Genomic DNA, 15332 nt, shown 5'->3' on the forward strand with positions numbered 1-15332 from the left:
GTCAGATCGTGGTCATCGACTGCGAGGGCGACCCGGACGACATCGACAAGTCCAAGCTCGTACTCCGGAGTGCCGACTCGCCGTCGGAACTGACAGTGCCGCATCCGGTGGCAGTCGGTGTGGAATCATCCACAAGAGTTAGTGGAGATTCAGAGACACCGGAGGGGTAGCGCGGTGGAGATGCACGGGCAGTTGTGGCCAGACAGCGCGAGCAGCGAATACCAGCGGGCCCGGCGCGACCTGCTCGTCGCCGAGCAGCAGTTGCGCGATCAGATCGAACGGGTGGCGGCGCAACGACGGGCTCTGCCTCCCGGCCCCGTGCTGGGTGAGTATTTGTTCACGGAGGGCCCGGCGGACCTCAACTCGGATGGCCCGATCACCCAGTCCTCGTTGGGGCAGCTCTTTGGGGACCAGCAGGTCCTGGTGATCTATCACATGATGTTCGGCCCGAAGGACGACGAGGCCTGTGAGATGTGCTCGATGTGGCTGGACGGCCTTAACGGGGTCAGTCCGCACATCCGGCAGAACGCTGCTTTCGTAACTGTCGCCAAGGCGCCCGTCGAGAAGGTGCGTGGCTGGGCGCGGAAACGTGGCTGGTCGCGGCTGCGGATCGTGTCCAGCTTCGGCAGCACGTTCAACGCGGACCTCAAAGTCGAAGATCCTGGAAGTGAGATGCAGTTTCCGGCAATCAGTGTGCTGTCCCGTGACGGTGAGACTGTACGTCACTTTTACACGATACAGGCGATCTTTCCAACGGACGAGTCTGGGCGGGGTCTGGATCTCTACTCTTCTGTCTGGCAGATCCTGGACCTCCTACCCGGCGGACGCGGAGACTGGTATGCCAGTAACAACTACGACGACGGCGGCCTCGGTGCCTGTTGTTGACCTACAGAGCAGCTCGGCGGGCCGGCCGGTCGCTCATCCGAATCCAAGATCGCCACGTCAGATCCGGGTACCGCCGCCCCGCCTAGCGGTACCCGACGAGCCGCGGGCAGCCGACCTGGCCGAGGCCGAGGAGTTCGTCCGCCAACATCACGCCGAAAACGGACTCGGCGACGCCGGGCCGCGGCTGGCCCAGGTCCGTGCGCAGATCGCCGAGTCCGGCACCTACCGGCACACCCCCGATGAGTTGCGCTACGGCGCCCGCCTGGCCTGGCGGAACAGCGCAGCCTGCATCGGCCGGCTCTACTGGCGCAGCCTGGTAGTGCGCGACCTGCGTACGGTGAACGACGTCGCTGGCGTCGTCATCAACAGTGTTCGACATCTGCAACTGGCTACCAACGGTGGTCGAATTCGCCCGACAATAACGATCTTCGCCCCAGACACGCCGGAGCGCGCCGGACCGCGGATCATCAACGGCCAGTTGTCGCGGTACGCCGGATACCGCAACGACAACGGGTCTACCCTCGGCGATCCGGCGAACCTGGCGCTGACCAGGATCGCGCGGGCGCTCGGCTGGCGGCCACCCGATCAGCCTGGGGCCTTCGACCTGCTACCACTGGTCGTCCGGACCGACCGCCAACCGCCGATCGCCGTGGAACTGCCGCGTGGCGTAGTCTTGGAGGTTCTGCTGCGCCACCCGGACATCCCGGCGTTGGCCGAGCTTGACCTGCGTTGGCACGCCGTACCCGCGATCAGCAACATGCGGCTACGGATCGGCGGCGTCACCTATCCCGCCGCGCCATTCAACGGCTGGTACATGGGCACCGAGATCGGCGCCCGTAATCTCGCCGACACGAGCCGGTACGACCTGCTACCCGAGGTGGCCCGGATGCTCGATCTGGACACGTCCGGGGAGTTCACCTTGTGGCGCGACCGCGCCCTAGTCGAGCTGAACCGGGCGGTGCTGTACTCGTTTCGGGCGGCTGGGGTTGCGATCACGGATCACCACACCGAATCCGCCCGGTTCATCACACACCTCCGTAACGAGGAGCGGGCTGGTCGGCGCTGCCCGGCGGACTGGAGCTGGATCGTGCCGCCGATGTCGGCATCGCAGACCCCGGTCTTCCATCGCTACTACGATAACGATCAGCTACTGCCAAATTTCTTGCCGCCGGAGGAAAGCCTCGGTGAGGATATTCCAGCCATGGGGTGCCCGGTCAACCCCGGTCATGCCGATTCGTCCAGGCGGTTCGATTCGTCCGTTTCCGATGGGTCGGGCGAACGGAGGAGCAACCTCTTTGAAGTTGCCGCAACAGATGTATGACAGAAATGGGCTCGGGGCCACGGTCGCCGCGTAACTTGATTGTCATTCGGATCCGGATTTAGTCGGACAACAGTTCGGATCCTCGTGCAGGAAATCCAACCGGGGAGCGACCTGTGGACAATCCAGTAGACATCGCTATTGTTGGAAATGGAATCATCGGTCTCTCTGTCGCGTATGAACTGGCGAAACGTGAGCCTGATCTGAAGATCTGCGTCATTGGGCCGGCGCGGCGCTCCGGCGCGGCCTCGATGGCAGCCGGCGCGATGCTGAACACTTTCGGCGAAATCACCAAGTACACGTTGACGTCACCGGCAGGGCAGGCGAAGTTCCAGCTTTGCCGGGATGCGCTCGACCGGTGGCCGGCCTGGCTGGACGAGGTGAAGCAGGCCTCTGGCGAGGCAGACTTGGACCGCTCGCTCAGCCACGGCACGACGGTTTTGCTCAATGCCAAGTCCGGGCACCTGGACGACGAGAACTTCGCCGCATTGATTGCCGCGCTGGGCAAGTTCGACGAGCCGTACGAGGAGATCACGCCGGGCGACGTGCCCGGTCTTGACCCGCTCGCCGAGGCCCGTCCGCTGCGCGCCGTGCACCTACCCCGAGAAGGTGCAATCGACGCGCGTGCGGTGCTAGCCGCGATGCAGACCGCGGCCACCCGACACGGTGTGACCGTCGTCGACGATCAGATCACCGGCTTCGAGGTCAGCGGCGGGGCGGTTAGCGGCGTACGGCTCACCGACGGTCAGTTGCTCTCCGCGAACACCGTGATCCTGGCGGCCGGGGCGTTCAGCGGTCCGCTGACCGGGGTGCTGCCTCCCGGCGCGGTGCCGGCGATGTTCGCCGGTAAGGGAATCGCGGTACAGACTCAGCGACTCGGCGGGCCCGGCTTCGAACACGTGGTACGCACTCCCAACCGGTCCGGGTCCTGCGGTCTGCACCTCATCCCGCTCGGCGAGGGTGTGGAGTACCTCGGTGCGACCAACCTGCTCTTCGACGACCCGGCACACACCGCCGATGTCGGTATGAGCGAATTCCTCGTCCAAGTGGCGCGCGAACAACTTGACCACAAGTTGTTCTTCTCCGACGTCAAGGGCTGGCTGGTCGGGAACCGGCCGGTGGCCATCGACGGTTTCCCGATGATCGGGCGTACCTCCGTCGACGGACTGCTGCTCGTCACCGGGACGTACCGGGACGGATTCCACTGCTCGCCGGTTCTGGCCGGGCTGGTGGCCGACGATCTGCTCGACGTCCGGCCGCTCGCCCAGACGCTGCCGCACTTCGTCCCGGAACGAGCACCGATCCAGACGCTGACCCCGCAGCAGGCGGTCGAGGAGTTCGCCTTTCACGGCGTGTCCGCCTCTATCGAGGCCGGCCTGCGGCTGCCGTCGCACACCGACACCTCGGTGCTGAACCTGTTCTACCAGCAGGCAGCGCAGCGCTTCTACGACATTGTCAAACACCCGGTGGGACTCTCCCCGGAGGTGCTGCTCGGCACCGTGTTCAGCCAGGATCTGGAGGGCCACCGGATCACCCGCTATCTGACGGCGGCGCACGAGCGCTACGGGCACATCGGCTGATCGGCGGACAACGACGAAGGCAGGAGGTACGTACTGTGAAGACCGGTGCCGTCGAGTGGTTCGACATCCGTACGCCGGATCCGGCGACCGCCAAGCACTTCTACGCTGAACTCTTCGGCTGGACGTACCGAGACTTCGCTCCGCTCGGCGACGTTCTCGGCGTGACGATCTGGCACGACGATCGTGAGATCGGGCTGCTGAGCGAGTCTGCCGGGACCGCCGGCGGGGTCGGCACCCTGCTCTATGTCTTCGTCGAGGACCTTGCGGCCGCCGTGCACAAAGCCGCCGAGTTGGGTGCCGTCGTCCGGCAAGCCCCATCCATGATGGATGAGGAGTCGGGAGCGTTCGCTGAGCTGGTCGACCCGACGGGCGTACCGATCGGAGTGTGGAGCACGACGCTGTGACCGATCTGAGTGTGGAGCGCGACGCGGTGACCGACCGCGTGGGCGTCGTGCCCGCCAGTTCCAGCCGGCCCGGCCGTTCGGCACGTTGGGTCGCGGCTGTGTTGGCTGTCGTGGTCCTGCTTAGTGGCGCGGTGGTCGCGGCCGCCCTCGGGCTGGCGCAACGAGACGGTGTGCCGCAGCGCAATGTCGTTGTCGATGGGGTACCGATCACCATGTATGTCCCCGGCACGGTGGCCGCTGGCGGCACGGTGGACCTGACTCCGCCGGCGCCGCTCGGGCAGCGGCCGCCCGGTCTGGTACTGGCGCACGGGCACTCGGCCAACCGGGCGACGATGAGCTGGCTGGCCGGTCAGCTCGCGGCCGCTGGTTTCGTTGTGGCCACCTTTGACTTCCGTGGGCACGGCGGGCACCGATCTCCGCAGGAAACCCATGGCTTCGAGGGCCGGCGAGCAGACCTGCGTACCGTGTTCGAGTGGCTGAGCCGGCAGCCGTACGTGGATGGGGACCGGGTGGCGATAGCCGGCCACTCGATGGGCGCCGCCGCGGTGGTGGATTTCGCCACCCACGATTCCCGCCCGGCCGCGACCGTCGCGCTCGGTGGGTCGGTCGCCATCGTCGAAGGTGATGTTGCCCCCCGCAACCTGCTGTTTCTCGTAGCCGATGGCGATCCTGACGCCGTACGCGACGAGGCGGTGGCCACCGCTCGGACCATGTACGGCGGCGAGATCCACTTCGGTGAGCAGTACGGCACCTACTGGGACGGCTCGGCGGTGGGCCTGCGCGAGGTGGCTGGGGCCAACCACATGAGCATGCTGTACGCCGCCGAGACAGCGAAGCTGATGACGGACTGGATGAGCCAGGCGGTGGGCCCGGGCACCGACGCCGTCACCGCCACCGACCGGCGGATCGGCTGGGCACTGGCGTACCTGGTCTTCCTGGTCTTCGGGGTGGCACTGCTCGGGCTGGCCGCAGGAGTACCGGTTCGCGGCGCGGTGTTCGCCGCTCCTGAGCCGGCCCGTCGGTCGGCCTCCGGGTCGGCCAGCGAGGTTCCGGCGGCGATCACGTCGGGTCCGAGATCGGCCGGCTGGCGGCGGCTGCTGCTGCTGACCGCTGCGTTGCTCGTCCCGATACCGTGGCTTACCTGGGGTGATGCGGGCGTACTGGTCGGGCTGGAGGCGGGGGGCGCGCTGGTGGTGCTGCTCGCCGCAGCGGGGGCGGTGTCGTGGGTGCTGATGTCACTCTCGCCGGTACGCCGGTGGGCAGGCCTTGACGGATGGTCAGCGGTGCCGTCGCTACCCGGCTCGTCAGGCGACAGTCGGGCGTTGGTCGCCGGGCTCCTCGCCGCCGCAGGCCTGGTCGTGCTCCTCGCACCGCTCGGTCCGGTCGGCCATGGATTCGACACCACCCCGACCCGGCTGCTGCTCAGTCTGCTTGCGATGCTGTTGTTGCTGCCGTACTTCGCCGCCGTCGAACTACTACTTCGGCGGGGGTCGCCCGGCCGGGCGATCGGGTTTCCGCTGGCGGCCAGACTGACCCTGCTCGTTGTCGCCTTTGCCGCAGTCGTGGCGGGACTGCTGCCCGGAATGATCGGGCTGTACTTGATGGTGCTCGCGCCGTTCGCGCTGCTGATGGAGATCTGCGCGGTGGCGCTGTACCGGATGACCGGGGACCCCCGGGCGACGGCGGTGTTCCAGGCCGCCGCGGTGGGTTGGTTGCTCGGCAAGCTCTCACCGGTGCTGTGGTGAGGTGTCGATGGCTCGGGCAAAGGCCGCAGTGACCGCCGTTCGCAGCGGCAGCGGCCCGGTGCTCGACGGTTGTCACCGACTGGCCGACATCGGTTCCCTCGCCGCCCGGACGCTACCGCCAGAGATCCGTGACTTCATTGACGGCGGCAGCGGCGACGAGGTGACCCTGCGCGCGAACCGTTGCGCGTTCGACACGGTGGCGCTGGTGCCTCGGGTGCTGAGCGGGGTGCAACACCGGACGACCGAGGGGCGGATTTTCGCCTCGTCCGCCCGGCTGCCGCTCGCCGTCGCGCCGATGGCGTTCCAACGCTGGGTGCACCCCGGTGGCGAGATCGCCTCGGCCCGTGCGGCTGCGGCAGCCGGGATCCCCTTCGCGGTCAGCCTGATGTCCAGCACGGCCGTGGAACAGGTGGTGGCGACCGGAGCGGCTGTCTGGATGCAGCTGTACGGGTTGCGTGACCGCAGGCTGCTCGACCGGGTGGTCGGCCGGGCCGAGGACGCCGGCTGCGACGGCCTGATGCTCACCGTCGACATGCCAGTGATGGCCCGTCGGCTGCGGGACGTCCGTCATGGGTTGCGGCTGCCGGACCGGGTACGGCCGGTGCACCTGGGAGCTGACGGCGACAGCCACGGGACGGAGCAGGACGGGATGGAGCTGTTCCACCACCCGAGCATCCACTTCGATCCGGGATTGAGCTGGGCGGATCTCGACTGGTTGCGGGCCCGGACTCGGTTGCCGTTGGCTGTCAAAGGCGTGTTGGCGCCGGTGGACGCCAGCCGGGCAATCGCAGCCGGCGCGGACGCTGTGGTGGTGTCGAACCACGGTGGACGCCAGCTGGACGGCACGGTCACCAGCGTCGCGGCGCTGCCCGCCGTGGTCGAGGCGGTGGCCGGCCAGGGGCAGGTGCTGCTCGACAGCGGAGTACGTAGCGGCGTGCACGTGCTCAAGGCGCTCGCGATGGGCGCATCGGGGGTGCTGATCGGGCGGCCGATCCTGTGGGGTCTGGGGCTCGGCGGTGAGGACGGCGTCGCGCGGGTGCTCGAGCTGCTCGGCACCGAACTCGATGAGGCGATGGCGCTGGCCGGTTGCTCGGACCGCACAGCAGCCGGCAACCTGACGACGATGCCGACCGGCTGTTGTCGAAACGGCACGGCGGGCGGTTGAGCAGCCGGTGGGCCGATCAGCCGGCAGCGGCCTTCACCGCAGCTAGTGTCCTGCGCCGGAAATTCGCCTGATAAGTCGGAAAGGTGGGGGGTGCCGAGAACTGGTCGTCTCACCCCGTCGCTGACGCTGACCGACGAGGAGCGGGCGACGAGGAGCGGGCGACGATGACCCGCTGGTCACGACGGGCGAAGTCGTCACAGGTTCTGGCGACGCGCTCACGGATCGATCAGCCTTGACCAGGTCGAGGATGTGGTGGTCGCGACCCTGGAACAGACGCCACGTAACGCCACCCGCTGGTCCCGCACGTCGATGGCGGACAGGTCCGGGTTGTCGACACCGACCCGCTGTTCATCGGGAAAGAAAGATCCGGCGCGGCGTCCACAAGAGCGTCCAAGCCCTGGAAGCCGACATCCGTTCCTGGATCGCCGACTGGGACACCAACCCGAGACCGTTCACCTGGACCAAGACCGCCGAAGAGATCCTCGAGTCACTCGCCTGATTTCGTAGGCGACTTTCCGGCGCAGGACACTAGCGGCTTGGCGCGTAGCCCTGGATCGGCGCCCAGCCCTAGTAGGAACAGGCATCGCGGCACCGCAGCCGGTGGACCGATCACCGTGACCGAACCGCTCAGCAGCGCCTCGACCGGGTCTGTCGTCCCGCTACCCAGGTCGAAGAAGGTCTGTGTGTCGGTTTCGATGGTCAGGATCGGTTGAATGCCGGGGCCGCTCCTGGTCCGTACCTTGCCCGTGTCGACGGTCACGTGGAACTGCTCGTCATCGACCTTGAACTGGTATGTCTCGTCGGCGCGGACGCGGTCCGGGTGCACCATGGCCTCCGCCGCCAGGACCGCCCAACTCGCCCGCCGCACCCCGGCGCGTGGGTCGACCCGGCGCTCGGCGAGCAACGCGAGCCCGAAACGAGCCATCGCCAGCACAGGCTCACGCAGTTGCTCGCCGAACTTGGTCAGCGCGTACCCGGCCGTCCGCCGGTTGGCGTCAACCGGCTCGATTATGCCGACCTCGATGAGGTAGTTGAGCCGTTCGGCAAGCAGGTTGGTGCCGATCCCCGGCAAGACGTCGCGTAGCTCGCGGTAGCGTCGGGGCCGCAGCAGCAGCTCCCGCACGATCAACAGGGTCCAGCGCTCACCGATGACGTCGAGTGCGAACGCCAGACCACACTGCTGGTCGTAGCTGCGTCGCTCCCGCTGCTCGGTCACGAAGCCTCGTCTCGTCACGTCTGGTGGCAACCGTCTCCGCTAGCTGCCGGACCGGCATTTGCTACGAAGTAGTGTAGCGGGATTTCCGTACGACTGGATCCTCGCAGCCGACCTGGTCAATACCTACGAAGGCCGATCGCCGTAGCATCTCAGGCTGCGGCGAGTTCGGGCAGTCGTGGTATTTGGTCTTGAGGTGGTCGGTGGGGCAGGACGCCCGCCGTGCGGAAAATGTTGACTTTGGTCGATCGGGAGGAGATCTCCCGAGGACTGGCCGAAGGTCTGGGGTACCAGGACATCGGCCGGTTGATCAGCCGGAATCCCTCGGTGGTCTCTCGTGACGTCACCCGGCACGACGGCCGGACCGGGTACCGGGAGGTGGTCGTCAGTTGTTGAGGAGGTGGCTGGTCGCCAGCGTCGATCGCGGGTCGGTTGCCGCGTGACTACGCCAGACGATCAGGCTGTGCGGGTGTCTCGCGAAGCGATACACCAGTGGTTCTACGCCCGGTTCGTGTCCACTCCGGATCGGGTGCTGCTCCGGCTGCGAACCGGTCGTACCGCCTGCCGATCGAGGCCTCATCCGGTCCCGGCGCCTCGATTCCGCGAGCCCCCGCTACCTCTACGAACGTCCCGCCGAGGTCGAGGACCGGCGGGTTCCGGGGCACTGGGAGGGCGACCTCGTCCGGCCGGCCATGCCCGGATCACCGCGGCGGGGCTGCCGGTCTACTTCGCCCGTCCGTACTCGCCCTGGCCGCGCGGCAGCAACGAAAATTTAAACCGCATCCTGCGTGAGTACTTCCCGAAGGGCGTCCCGATCACGTCCGACTTGAAGTATCTCGCGATGGGGGCTTCCGGGGTGACTTCCCGAAAGGGGTCCGCCGATTCGGTACCGAGCTTTGTCCATGTAACGTGAGGTGACGGCCGGGGAGTGAGCAACTCGGGCGTGTCGCTTGTGGAGACTGCGGCCGGCGTCGTCTCGACCATTCGGGTTGTGTGGACTCAAACGATCAACGGCCGGCCGTCGCGTTGTACGCGTATGGCCGGGTTGGACTCCGATCGCGTCGACTGGTTGGTCGAGCAGGTGGACGCGTTGCTGGACTGGGGCCTGCCGGTGGGGCGGCCGCGGGCGTTGTCGCTGGACACGGCGCTGGTGATGGCGCTGTTCGGGCTGCGGCACAACCTCGCGCCGGACGTGCTCGGTGAGGTGTTCGGCTGCGGCTCGACGACCGTGGAGCGCCACCAGGACGAGTTGGAACCGTTGGTGGACGACGTGTCGACCCCGCTGTACGCGCAGGTCCGTGACCAGGCCCGTCGGGACGCGGTCCTGGTCGATGGTCTGGTCGTGTCGGTCGGGGAACGCGACGACGTCGAGGGGTTGTTCTCCGAGAAGAAGGGCTTCTGCGGGCAGAACGTGCAGGTGGTCGCCAACCTCGCCGGACGGGTGGTCGACGTGGGTGATCCGGGTCCGGGGGGCATGCACGACCGGAAGGCCTTCGACGTCTCCGGGATCGCCGCCCGGTGGGCCGGTCACCACGCCCCGGGCGGGCCCGGGATGATCGGTGACAAGGGCTACCGGGGTGCCGGCATCGCGAGTCCGTACAAGAAGCCCCGGGCTCGGGAGTTGACCGAGGTCCGACGTGCGTGCAACACCGTGCTCAACCGGATCCGCGCCGCCGCTGAACGCGCGATCGCCCACCTGAAGTGTTGGAAGGTTCTCAGGACCGGATTCCGCAGATCGCTGGAACAGTTTCCCGTCACATTACTTACGGTGACCAAGTTGGAGATCTTTCGCGTTTACGGATTACGTCAAACCGACCTGGAAATAGTTTTAAAAAGTCCTCCGGGGTCAACGACCGACCCCGTAAGATCCATGACTGGAAGAAGCCCTCCGAAATATTCGCGGGACTCGTAGAATCAAATGCTTCAACCGACTTGATTCGCCGTCGAGAGGTTTACGTCCGGATCTGTGGGGGGCGGCGGGTGAGATTCCGCCGTCTACCCGGTAATGTCCTTGATGACTGATTCGTCCGCCTCGGCGCATTACGCAACCGCTCGAAGTTCGGTCGCCGTCGAGCCGATATGCTCGCCTGCGCCGGTGACACCATCTACGTCCAGGAGCACATCGGACACCAAGCCGCATTGAGGTATGTCGTAACTGAGCCAGAAGGGAGAAACGTGCCGACGCACCGGACAACGGGCCGGCCAGGCGGAGCCAGAATCTGGCCGGAATCCAGCCCGACGCTGCTCGACGGCGGGCTCGCCACCGAGTTGCATCGCCGTGGTGTCGACATCGCGGCTCCCGCCTGGACCACTGCCGCGCTGCTCCGCAGCGACGGACGCAATCTGCTGCATGACATCCACCTTCGGTACGCGCGTGCCGGCGCGGACGTCCTCACGGTGAATTCGTTCCGGTGCAACCTGCGCTGCCTGCGCCGCCTCGGGATGGACGACCGCCGGGCGGCCCGTACCGTTCGCGGCGCGGTGGCGCTCGCCGACTCGGCCCGCGCCGCGGCGGACCGGTCCGGCATCCGGCTGGCGGGCTCGGTCGCGCCGGTCGAGGACTGCTACCGACCGCGACTCGTGCCGGACAACGCCACGTTGGAACGCGAGCACCGTTGGCTGGTCGACCAGTTGTGCAGCGCCGGGGTCGATTTGCTGCTGATCGAGACGATGAACACCCAGCGGGAAGCAGTCACGGCGGTACGAGCCGGGTACGACGCCGGCGTCGAGGTCTGGGCCAGCTTCGTCTGCGACGACTGGGCGAACCTGCTGTCCGGGGAGTCACTGGTTGCCGCCGCCACCGCCGTCAGGCACGCGGGTGCGACGACGGTACTGGCGAACTGCGCGACGCCGGTCGCCACCAACCGGGCGGTGCGGGCGTTGTCCGCTGCGGGCCTGCCCGCCATCGGCGGTTACCCGAATCTGGAGGACAGGTCGAGCGTCCCCGCGTACGCGGCGGCGCCGGACCCCATGCCAACCGGCACCACCCCGGCGGACTACGTCAGCCTGGTTGCCGGTTGGATGGCTGAGCTACGACCCGCAGTCGTCGGGGGATGTTGCGGAAGCACGCCGGAACACATCGACGCATTGGCCCGAGCACTGGGTCGAGGTGTGCCGAGCTCCTGATCCGGGATCGGGCCGATCCCAGACACCGGGCAAGGTGACCTGGTCGGCCAGGGCCTTCACGCTGGGGACTCGGGTGCGGTCGACACTTCAGGCGCCGGCAGACCGAGCGCGACCAGCTCGGCGTCAACCGCGGCCCGCAGCGCCCTCCGCTCAGGCCCGGGCAGCAGCGCAGCGTCGAGCCCGGTCCGGGTGACCTCGGCCAGATCATTTCTGGTGAGGCCGAGATGCGTGGCGGCGAGGGTGTACTCCGTGGTCAGGTCGGTCTGGAACAACGCAGGGTCGTCCGAGTTGAGGGTGAATCGGATCCCGGCCGTACGGATCATCTGCAGCGGGTACTCGGCCAGTTCGCGAACCACCCCGGTCCGCAGGTTGCTGGTCGGGCAGAGCTCAAGCACCGTGCCACGGCGGCTCAGCTCGTCGAGGAGTACGGGGTCGGCTACGGACCGCACGCCGTGGCCGATTCGCGGCGGGTCGTAGCGCAGACAGTCCCAGACCGACTCGGGGCCGACCGCCTCGCCGGCGTGCGGCACGAACGGAACGCCCCGGTCGACAGCCCATCGGATCGCCTCATCGAAAAGTGATGCGGGTCGACCTGGTTCGAACCCACCGAGGCCGAGTCCGACCACGCCGTAGTCACGACCAGCGACGCACCACTCGGCAGTCTCCAGGCAGCCGTCCGGGCCATCCCCGCGGACATGGTCGATGATGAAGCGCATCTCGATGCCGGTCTGCCGGCGAGCGTCGGCCGCTCCGGCGTTGACCGCGTCGAGCTGCTCGTCGATCGGCAGGCCGCGGGCACGCTTGTGCATCCCTGGGGTAAAGGTGACTTCGAGGTAGCGCACGGCTTGCTGGTGGGCGGTGATCCCCAGCTCGGTGGTGATCACAGCAAGATCCTCAGGGCGGCGCAGCACGTCGACACAGGACTCGAAGACCTCAGTGAAGTGCGCGAAGTCCCGAAAGCGGAACATTTCCTGGATATCACTTTCGGTCATCGCTCCGATCGGTAGACCGTAGTAGCGACCGAGTCGGCGGGTGGTCGACGGGCCAACCGTGCCTTCCAGATGAACATGTAGCTCGACCTTGGGCATCTCAGCGATGAACGACCGGACACCAGGATCGGGCAGCGGCGATCCAGCGGTCGGCGTTGGTGCGGTCACCGCACCATCGTACGACAGGCCGGGCGAACCACATACCGACTAAGGGACGTCTCGAAACTCGGTGTACGTCCCTGGTGGATGATGTCGTGGTGCAGGTGATCACGGCAGTCCGCCCGGAGTGAATCTTCCCGAACCCGGGACCTTCCAAACAAGCCCAGCCAAGCCCGTACGCGGGCATGGTTACCAGAGGTCTGAAATCGATAAGCCCGACCTGTTCGCGCACTCACGCTGTGGTACGCGACCCTGACAACCGAACGGCACGAGCCGGATGAGTCGGGGGGTTCACGCCCGGATCTGTGCGGGTGAGACTCCCGTCATCTACCCGGCATTGTATGCGATAGTGATTGGTCAAGATGGTGGCAGGCGTCATTTGTTGAAGCGATTTGTAGATTGACCCTGATTTAGTGGGAAGCCTTGCGTTCGTTGCGGCGGGCCAGGCGTCGGAACCGGATGATCCACTCCAGACAGAGTTCAATGGCGTAGCGGTGGCGGCCGAGCCGTCTCGAGGACTCGATGCCCTTGCGGGCGGAGCAGGGTGAAGCCTGCACGTCCGTGCATCTGGCGTGCGGTCACTTTGGTCCTGGTGTTGACCCCTTCGGTGGGGCCGTTGCTGTAGGGAAGCGTGAGCGGCGTTCACAGCGTCACGGTCGCGGTCGTCGGTGTGAGATTCTCGGGTCGGGTGAGGATCATGCGGGCGAGGCGGCGTGCGGAGATGTGGCTGCGTGGCTGAGCGCCAATGCCCAGTTGAGCTGGGGCCGGGCCGATGGCGGCGACCACCGGTCCGACCTCTCCCCCCGCACCCCTACGAGAGAGGGCAGGCGAGAGTAGGGCAGGTAATCATGGGACATCTGCGTGTTGCCCAGCGCCATGGTGCTCGGGTTCCTGGCCGGGCTGTTCCCGTTCCGGGTAGGCACCTGCTCGGCTCGCAGGCGGGCGGACGTCAGCGGGTGCGGGCGAGCAGGTCGGCGTAGCGGGCCAGGGCGTGGACCGGGTCGATCACCGGGACCGGTACAGCGGCGCGCAGCGGGTCGAGCTGCCCGGACCAGAAGGTGCAGGCCACGAAGACGGCCTGGGCCTCCTGATCGACGTAGGCGCGGCGGGCCAGCTCGGGTCCGTACGTGCCGATCGCCTCGGCCATCCGCTGCCGTACCTCGGTGCCGACCGCCGTCGCTTCGACGAGCGCGGCCGAGCCGGTCAGTCCCGGGGTGACCTCGCGCTGCGGGCGTCGCACCGGCACCGGTGCGGCGCCGGCGAGCAGATCCAGGCAGCCGTACTCGCGGGCAAGCCGGCGCACCCAGTTGGCGTCCTGCGGCAGTTGCTCGTTGGGGCCGGAGGCGACGCCGGGGTAGAGAACCGAGAACCGACCGTACGCGGCGGCGATCCGGGTGGCCGCCTCGAACGGCCCGGTCACCGGAACGTCGACCAGCGCTTTAGCCTCGCGTACCGCCGGGTCGGAGGCACAGGCGACGGCGATTGCGTCGAAACCGTCGTCGGCGCCGGCACGCACCGCGCCGAGCAGCGGGCTGAACAGCAGGTCGTCGGCGGCGATGTACGCGCTCGGCGGCACCCCCTGCAGGTTGCGGACCACGACCTCGGTGTCCGGGCCGACCGCCTGCCGTGCCGCCTGCCGGTCGTGTTCGTTGTGCACATCGATGCCGAGCGGGTTGATCACGAGGATGCGTGGCACGACCCGACTCCCCCTTCGGTCACGGTCGCGCCACGCTACCAGCGCCGGCCGCGTCGCCACCAGGTCCGCCCCCGTGCTGAGCTGCGACAACGGCTGTCACACAGCGCTGGTCGCGGCGCGCGTGGTCGGGCGTTCCACACCGGCGGTGACGCCGGCCCGGAACGCCCGGATCGATGTGATCGACTGCGGTCGACGCTCAGCCGGTCAGCTCGGCGTCGACATCAGGATCGGCAGCACCGCCCGCGCCTCGGCGTGACTGGTGTTGCGCATCGCGGTGGCGGTGGTGCCGGGGATGTCCCACGGGTTGCTGGTCGGCGGGTAGTACATCTTCTTGGTCGTGACCGCGACGACGTTGTTGTAGGCCACGCACCGGGTCTCCCACCGGTAGATCTTGCCGACCTGGGGGAAGCCGGTGAGCCCGAGCAGGTTGGTGGTGCAGTTCGGGGCGAGGGCGGACAGCACCGTGTTGTTGCTGCCGATCGTCAGTTCGAGAAGGCCCCTGGTGCTCAACCCGGCGTGCGCCCGGGCGGTCAGGGCCAGCGGACCAACCGTGTTGAGGGTGAAGCCGAGCTGATCGGCCGACGCTTCGTCGGTGACGACTTCGAGCAGGCTGTCGATCAGGGTGACGCAGGCGGTGGTGTCCCGGGCGTACGCCTGAAGGTTGTCCCGGGTGAAGGTCTTGATGTCGTCGAAGTCGATGATGGCGCTGCGCGCGCAGGCCTTGGCCTGTGCGGTGGCGATCCGGTCGATCTGGGCGAGGATCTCCACCTTGGCGCCGTTGATGGTGTTAATGATCTTGGTGGTCGACTGGTCGAGCGACGCCCCCTGCTTGTACTCCTTGTACAGCTCGTAGGCGCTCTTGGCGGCGGCGATGACCGACGAGATGTCGAACGCCTGTGCCGGTCGGGCACCCAGCGGCACGGTGACCACGACCGCAGCGGCCGCGGCCAGCCAACGGCGGTAGCGCATCTGTTTCAACAGGATCTCCTTCAACTGGCGGCCAGGGTGGCCAGCGGTGACCCCGCAGGTCAGCGGAGCGCGGCCAGTCTGGC

13 protein-coding genes and 1 pseudogene are annotated in these 15332 nt (G+C 67.4%); 10 read left to right on the plus strand and 4 right to left on the minus strand.

Translation table 11 applies throughout. From position 1 onward, the window contains the following. The first annotated feature begins 180 nt into the window (after positions 1–180). From ACFHWT_RS28375 to ACFHWT_RS28400, 6 genes are all read left to right on the plus strand, one after another. On the plus strand, positions 181–885 hold the full coding sequence (locus ACFHWT_RS28375) for a DUF899 family protein (protein WP_416597754.1): 705 nt from the start codon (positions 181–183) through the stop codon (positions 883–885). Then, positions 839–2206, plus strand: coding sequence for a nitric oxide synthase oxygenase (locus ACFHWT_RS28380; protein ID WP_416597755.1), 1368 nt, complete (start codon positions 839–841; stop codon positions 2204–2206). Before ACFHWT_RS28375 ends, ACFHWT_RS28380 begins: the two co-directional genes overlap by 47 nt. 113 nt (positions 2207–2319) lie before the next feature. Next, on the plus strand, positions 2320–3783 hold the full coding sequence (locus ACFHWT_RS28385; protein WP_416597736.1) for an NAD(P)/FAD-dependent oxidoreductase: 1464 nt from the start codon (positions 2320–2322) through the stop codon (positions 3781–3783). A gap of 35 nt (positions 3784–3818) precedes the next feature. After that, the gene (locus ACFHWT_RS28390) at positions 3819–4187 is read left to right on the plus strand and encodes a VOC family protein (RefSeq protein ID WP_416597737.1); all 369 of its coding nucleotides are present in this window, start codon (positions 3819–3821) and stop codon (positions 4185–4187) included. Continuing rightward, complete coding sequence (locus ACFHWT_RS28395; protein WP_416597738.1) at positions 4184–5932, plus strand: serine aminopeptidase domain-containing protein; 1749 nt, start codon at positions 4184–4186, stop codon at positions 5930–5932. Before ACFHWT_RS28390 ends, ACFHWT_RS28395 begins: the two co-directional genes overlap by 4 nt. A 7-nt stretch (positions 5933–5939) precedes the next feature. Next, the gene (locus ACFHWT_RS28400; RefSeq protein ID WP_416597739.1) at positions 5940–7097 is read left to right on the plus strand and encodes an alpha-hydroxy acid oxidase; all 1158 of its coding nucleotides are present in this window, start codon (positions 5940–5942) and stop codon (positions 7095–7097) included. A 487-nt stretch (positions 7098–7584) separates the two neighbouring features. Here the strand turns inward: ACFHWT_RS28400 and ACFHWT_RS28405 are convergent, their stop codons facing one another. Next, the gene (locus ACFHWT_RS28405) at positions 7585–8313 is read right to left on the minus strand and encodes a winged helix-turn-helix transcriptional regulator (RefSeq protein ID WP_416597740.1); all 729 of its coding nucleotides are present in this window, start codon (positions 8311–8313) and stop codon (positions 7585–7587) included. A gap of 228 nt (positions 8314–8541) precedes the next feature. Between ACFHWT_RS28405 and ACFHWT_RS28410 the strand changes: the two genes are divergently transcribed. From ACFHWT_RS28410 to ACFHWT_RS28425, 4 genes and pseudogenes are all read left to right on the plus strand, one after another. Continuing rightward, positions 8542–8706 carry a helix-turn-helix domain-containing protein gene (locus ACFHWT_RS28410; RefSeq protein ID WP_416597756.1) on the plus strand — a complete coding sequence of 55 codons (165 nt, stop codon included), beginning with the start codon at positions 8542–8544 and terminating at the stop codon, positions 8704–8706. Between the two features lie 227 nt (positions 8707–8933). Continuing rightward, positions 8934–9133, plus strand: a pseudogene (locus ACFHWT_RS28415) (transposase); the annotation flags it as partial. A 213-nt stretch (positions 9134–9346) separates the two neighbouring features. Beyond that, a complete protein-coding gene (locus ACFHWT_RS28420; RefSeq protein WP_416597741.1) occupies positions 9347–10222 on the plus strand; it encodes a transposase family protein in 876 nt (291 codons plus the stop codon). A gap of 263 nt (positions 10223–10485) precedes the next feature. Then, entirely contained in the window at positions 10486–11436 is a 951-nt protein-coding gene (locus ACFHWT_RS28425; RefSeq protein ID WP_416597742.1) for a homocysteine S-methyltransferase family protein, read from the plus strand. A 56-nt stretch (positions 11437–11492) separates the two neighbouring features. Here ACFHWT_RS28425 and add read toward each other — a convergent pair whose 3' ends face one another. From add to ACFHWT_RS28440, 3 genes are all read right to left on the minus strand, one after another. Continuing rightward, positions 11493–12524, minus strand: coding sequence for an adenosine deaminase (gene add, locus ACFHWT_RS28430; protein ID WP_416597757.1), 1032 nt, complete (start codon positions 12522–12524; stop codon positions 11493–11495). A 1009-nt stretch (positions 12525–13533) separates the two neighbouring features. Then, positions 13534–14280 carry an aspartate/glutamate racemase family protein gene (locus ACFHWT_RS28435; RefSeq protein WP_416597743.1) on the minus strand — a complete coding sequence of 249 codons (747 nt, stop codon included), beginning with the start codon at positions 14278–14280 and terminating at the stop codon, positions 13534–13536. Positions 14281–14484: 204 nt separating this feature from the next. Beyond that, a complete protein-coding gene (locus tag ACFHWT_RS28440) occupies positions 14485–15258 on the minus strand; it encodes a hypothetical protein (RefSeq protein ID WP_416597744.1) in 774 nt (257 codons plus the stop codon). Between the last annotated feature and the right edge of the window lie 74 nt (positions 15259–15332).

The sequence above is a fragment of the Micromonospora sp. LOL_021 genome (assembly GCF_048060215.1).
Lineage (GTDB): Bacteria > Actinomycetota > Actinomycetes > Mycobacteriales > Micromonosporaceae > Micromonospora_E.

What these genes read in the sequence shown, in the direction of transcription:
- ACFHWT_RS28375 (WP_416597754.1), top strand. Translation starts at nt 181, where the DNA reads ATGCACGGGCAGTTGTGGCCAGACAGCGCGAGCAGCGAATACCAGCGG.
- ACFHWT_RS28380 (WP_416597755.1), top strand. Translation starts at nt 839, where the DNA reads ATGCCAGTAACAACTACGACGACGGCGGCCTCGGTGCCTGTTGTTGAC.
- ACFHWT_RS28400 (WP_416597739.1), top strand. Translation starts at nt 5,940, where the DNA reads ATGGCTCGGGCAAAGGCCGCAGTGACCGCCGTTCGCAGCGGCAGCGGC.
- ACFHWT_RS28410 (WP_416597756.1), top strand. Translation starts at nt 8,542, where the DNA reads ATGTTGACTTTGGTCGATCGGGAGGAGATCTCCCGAGGACTGGCCGAA.
- ACFHWT_RS28420 (WP_416597741.1), top strand. Translation starts at nt 9,347, where the DNA reads ATGGCCGGGTTGGACTCCGATCGCGTCGACTGGTTGGTCGAGCAGGTG.
- add (WP_416597757.1), bottom strand. Translation starts at nt 12,524, where the DNA reads ATGCCCAAGGTCGAGCTACATGTTCATCTGGAAGGCACGGTTGGCCCG.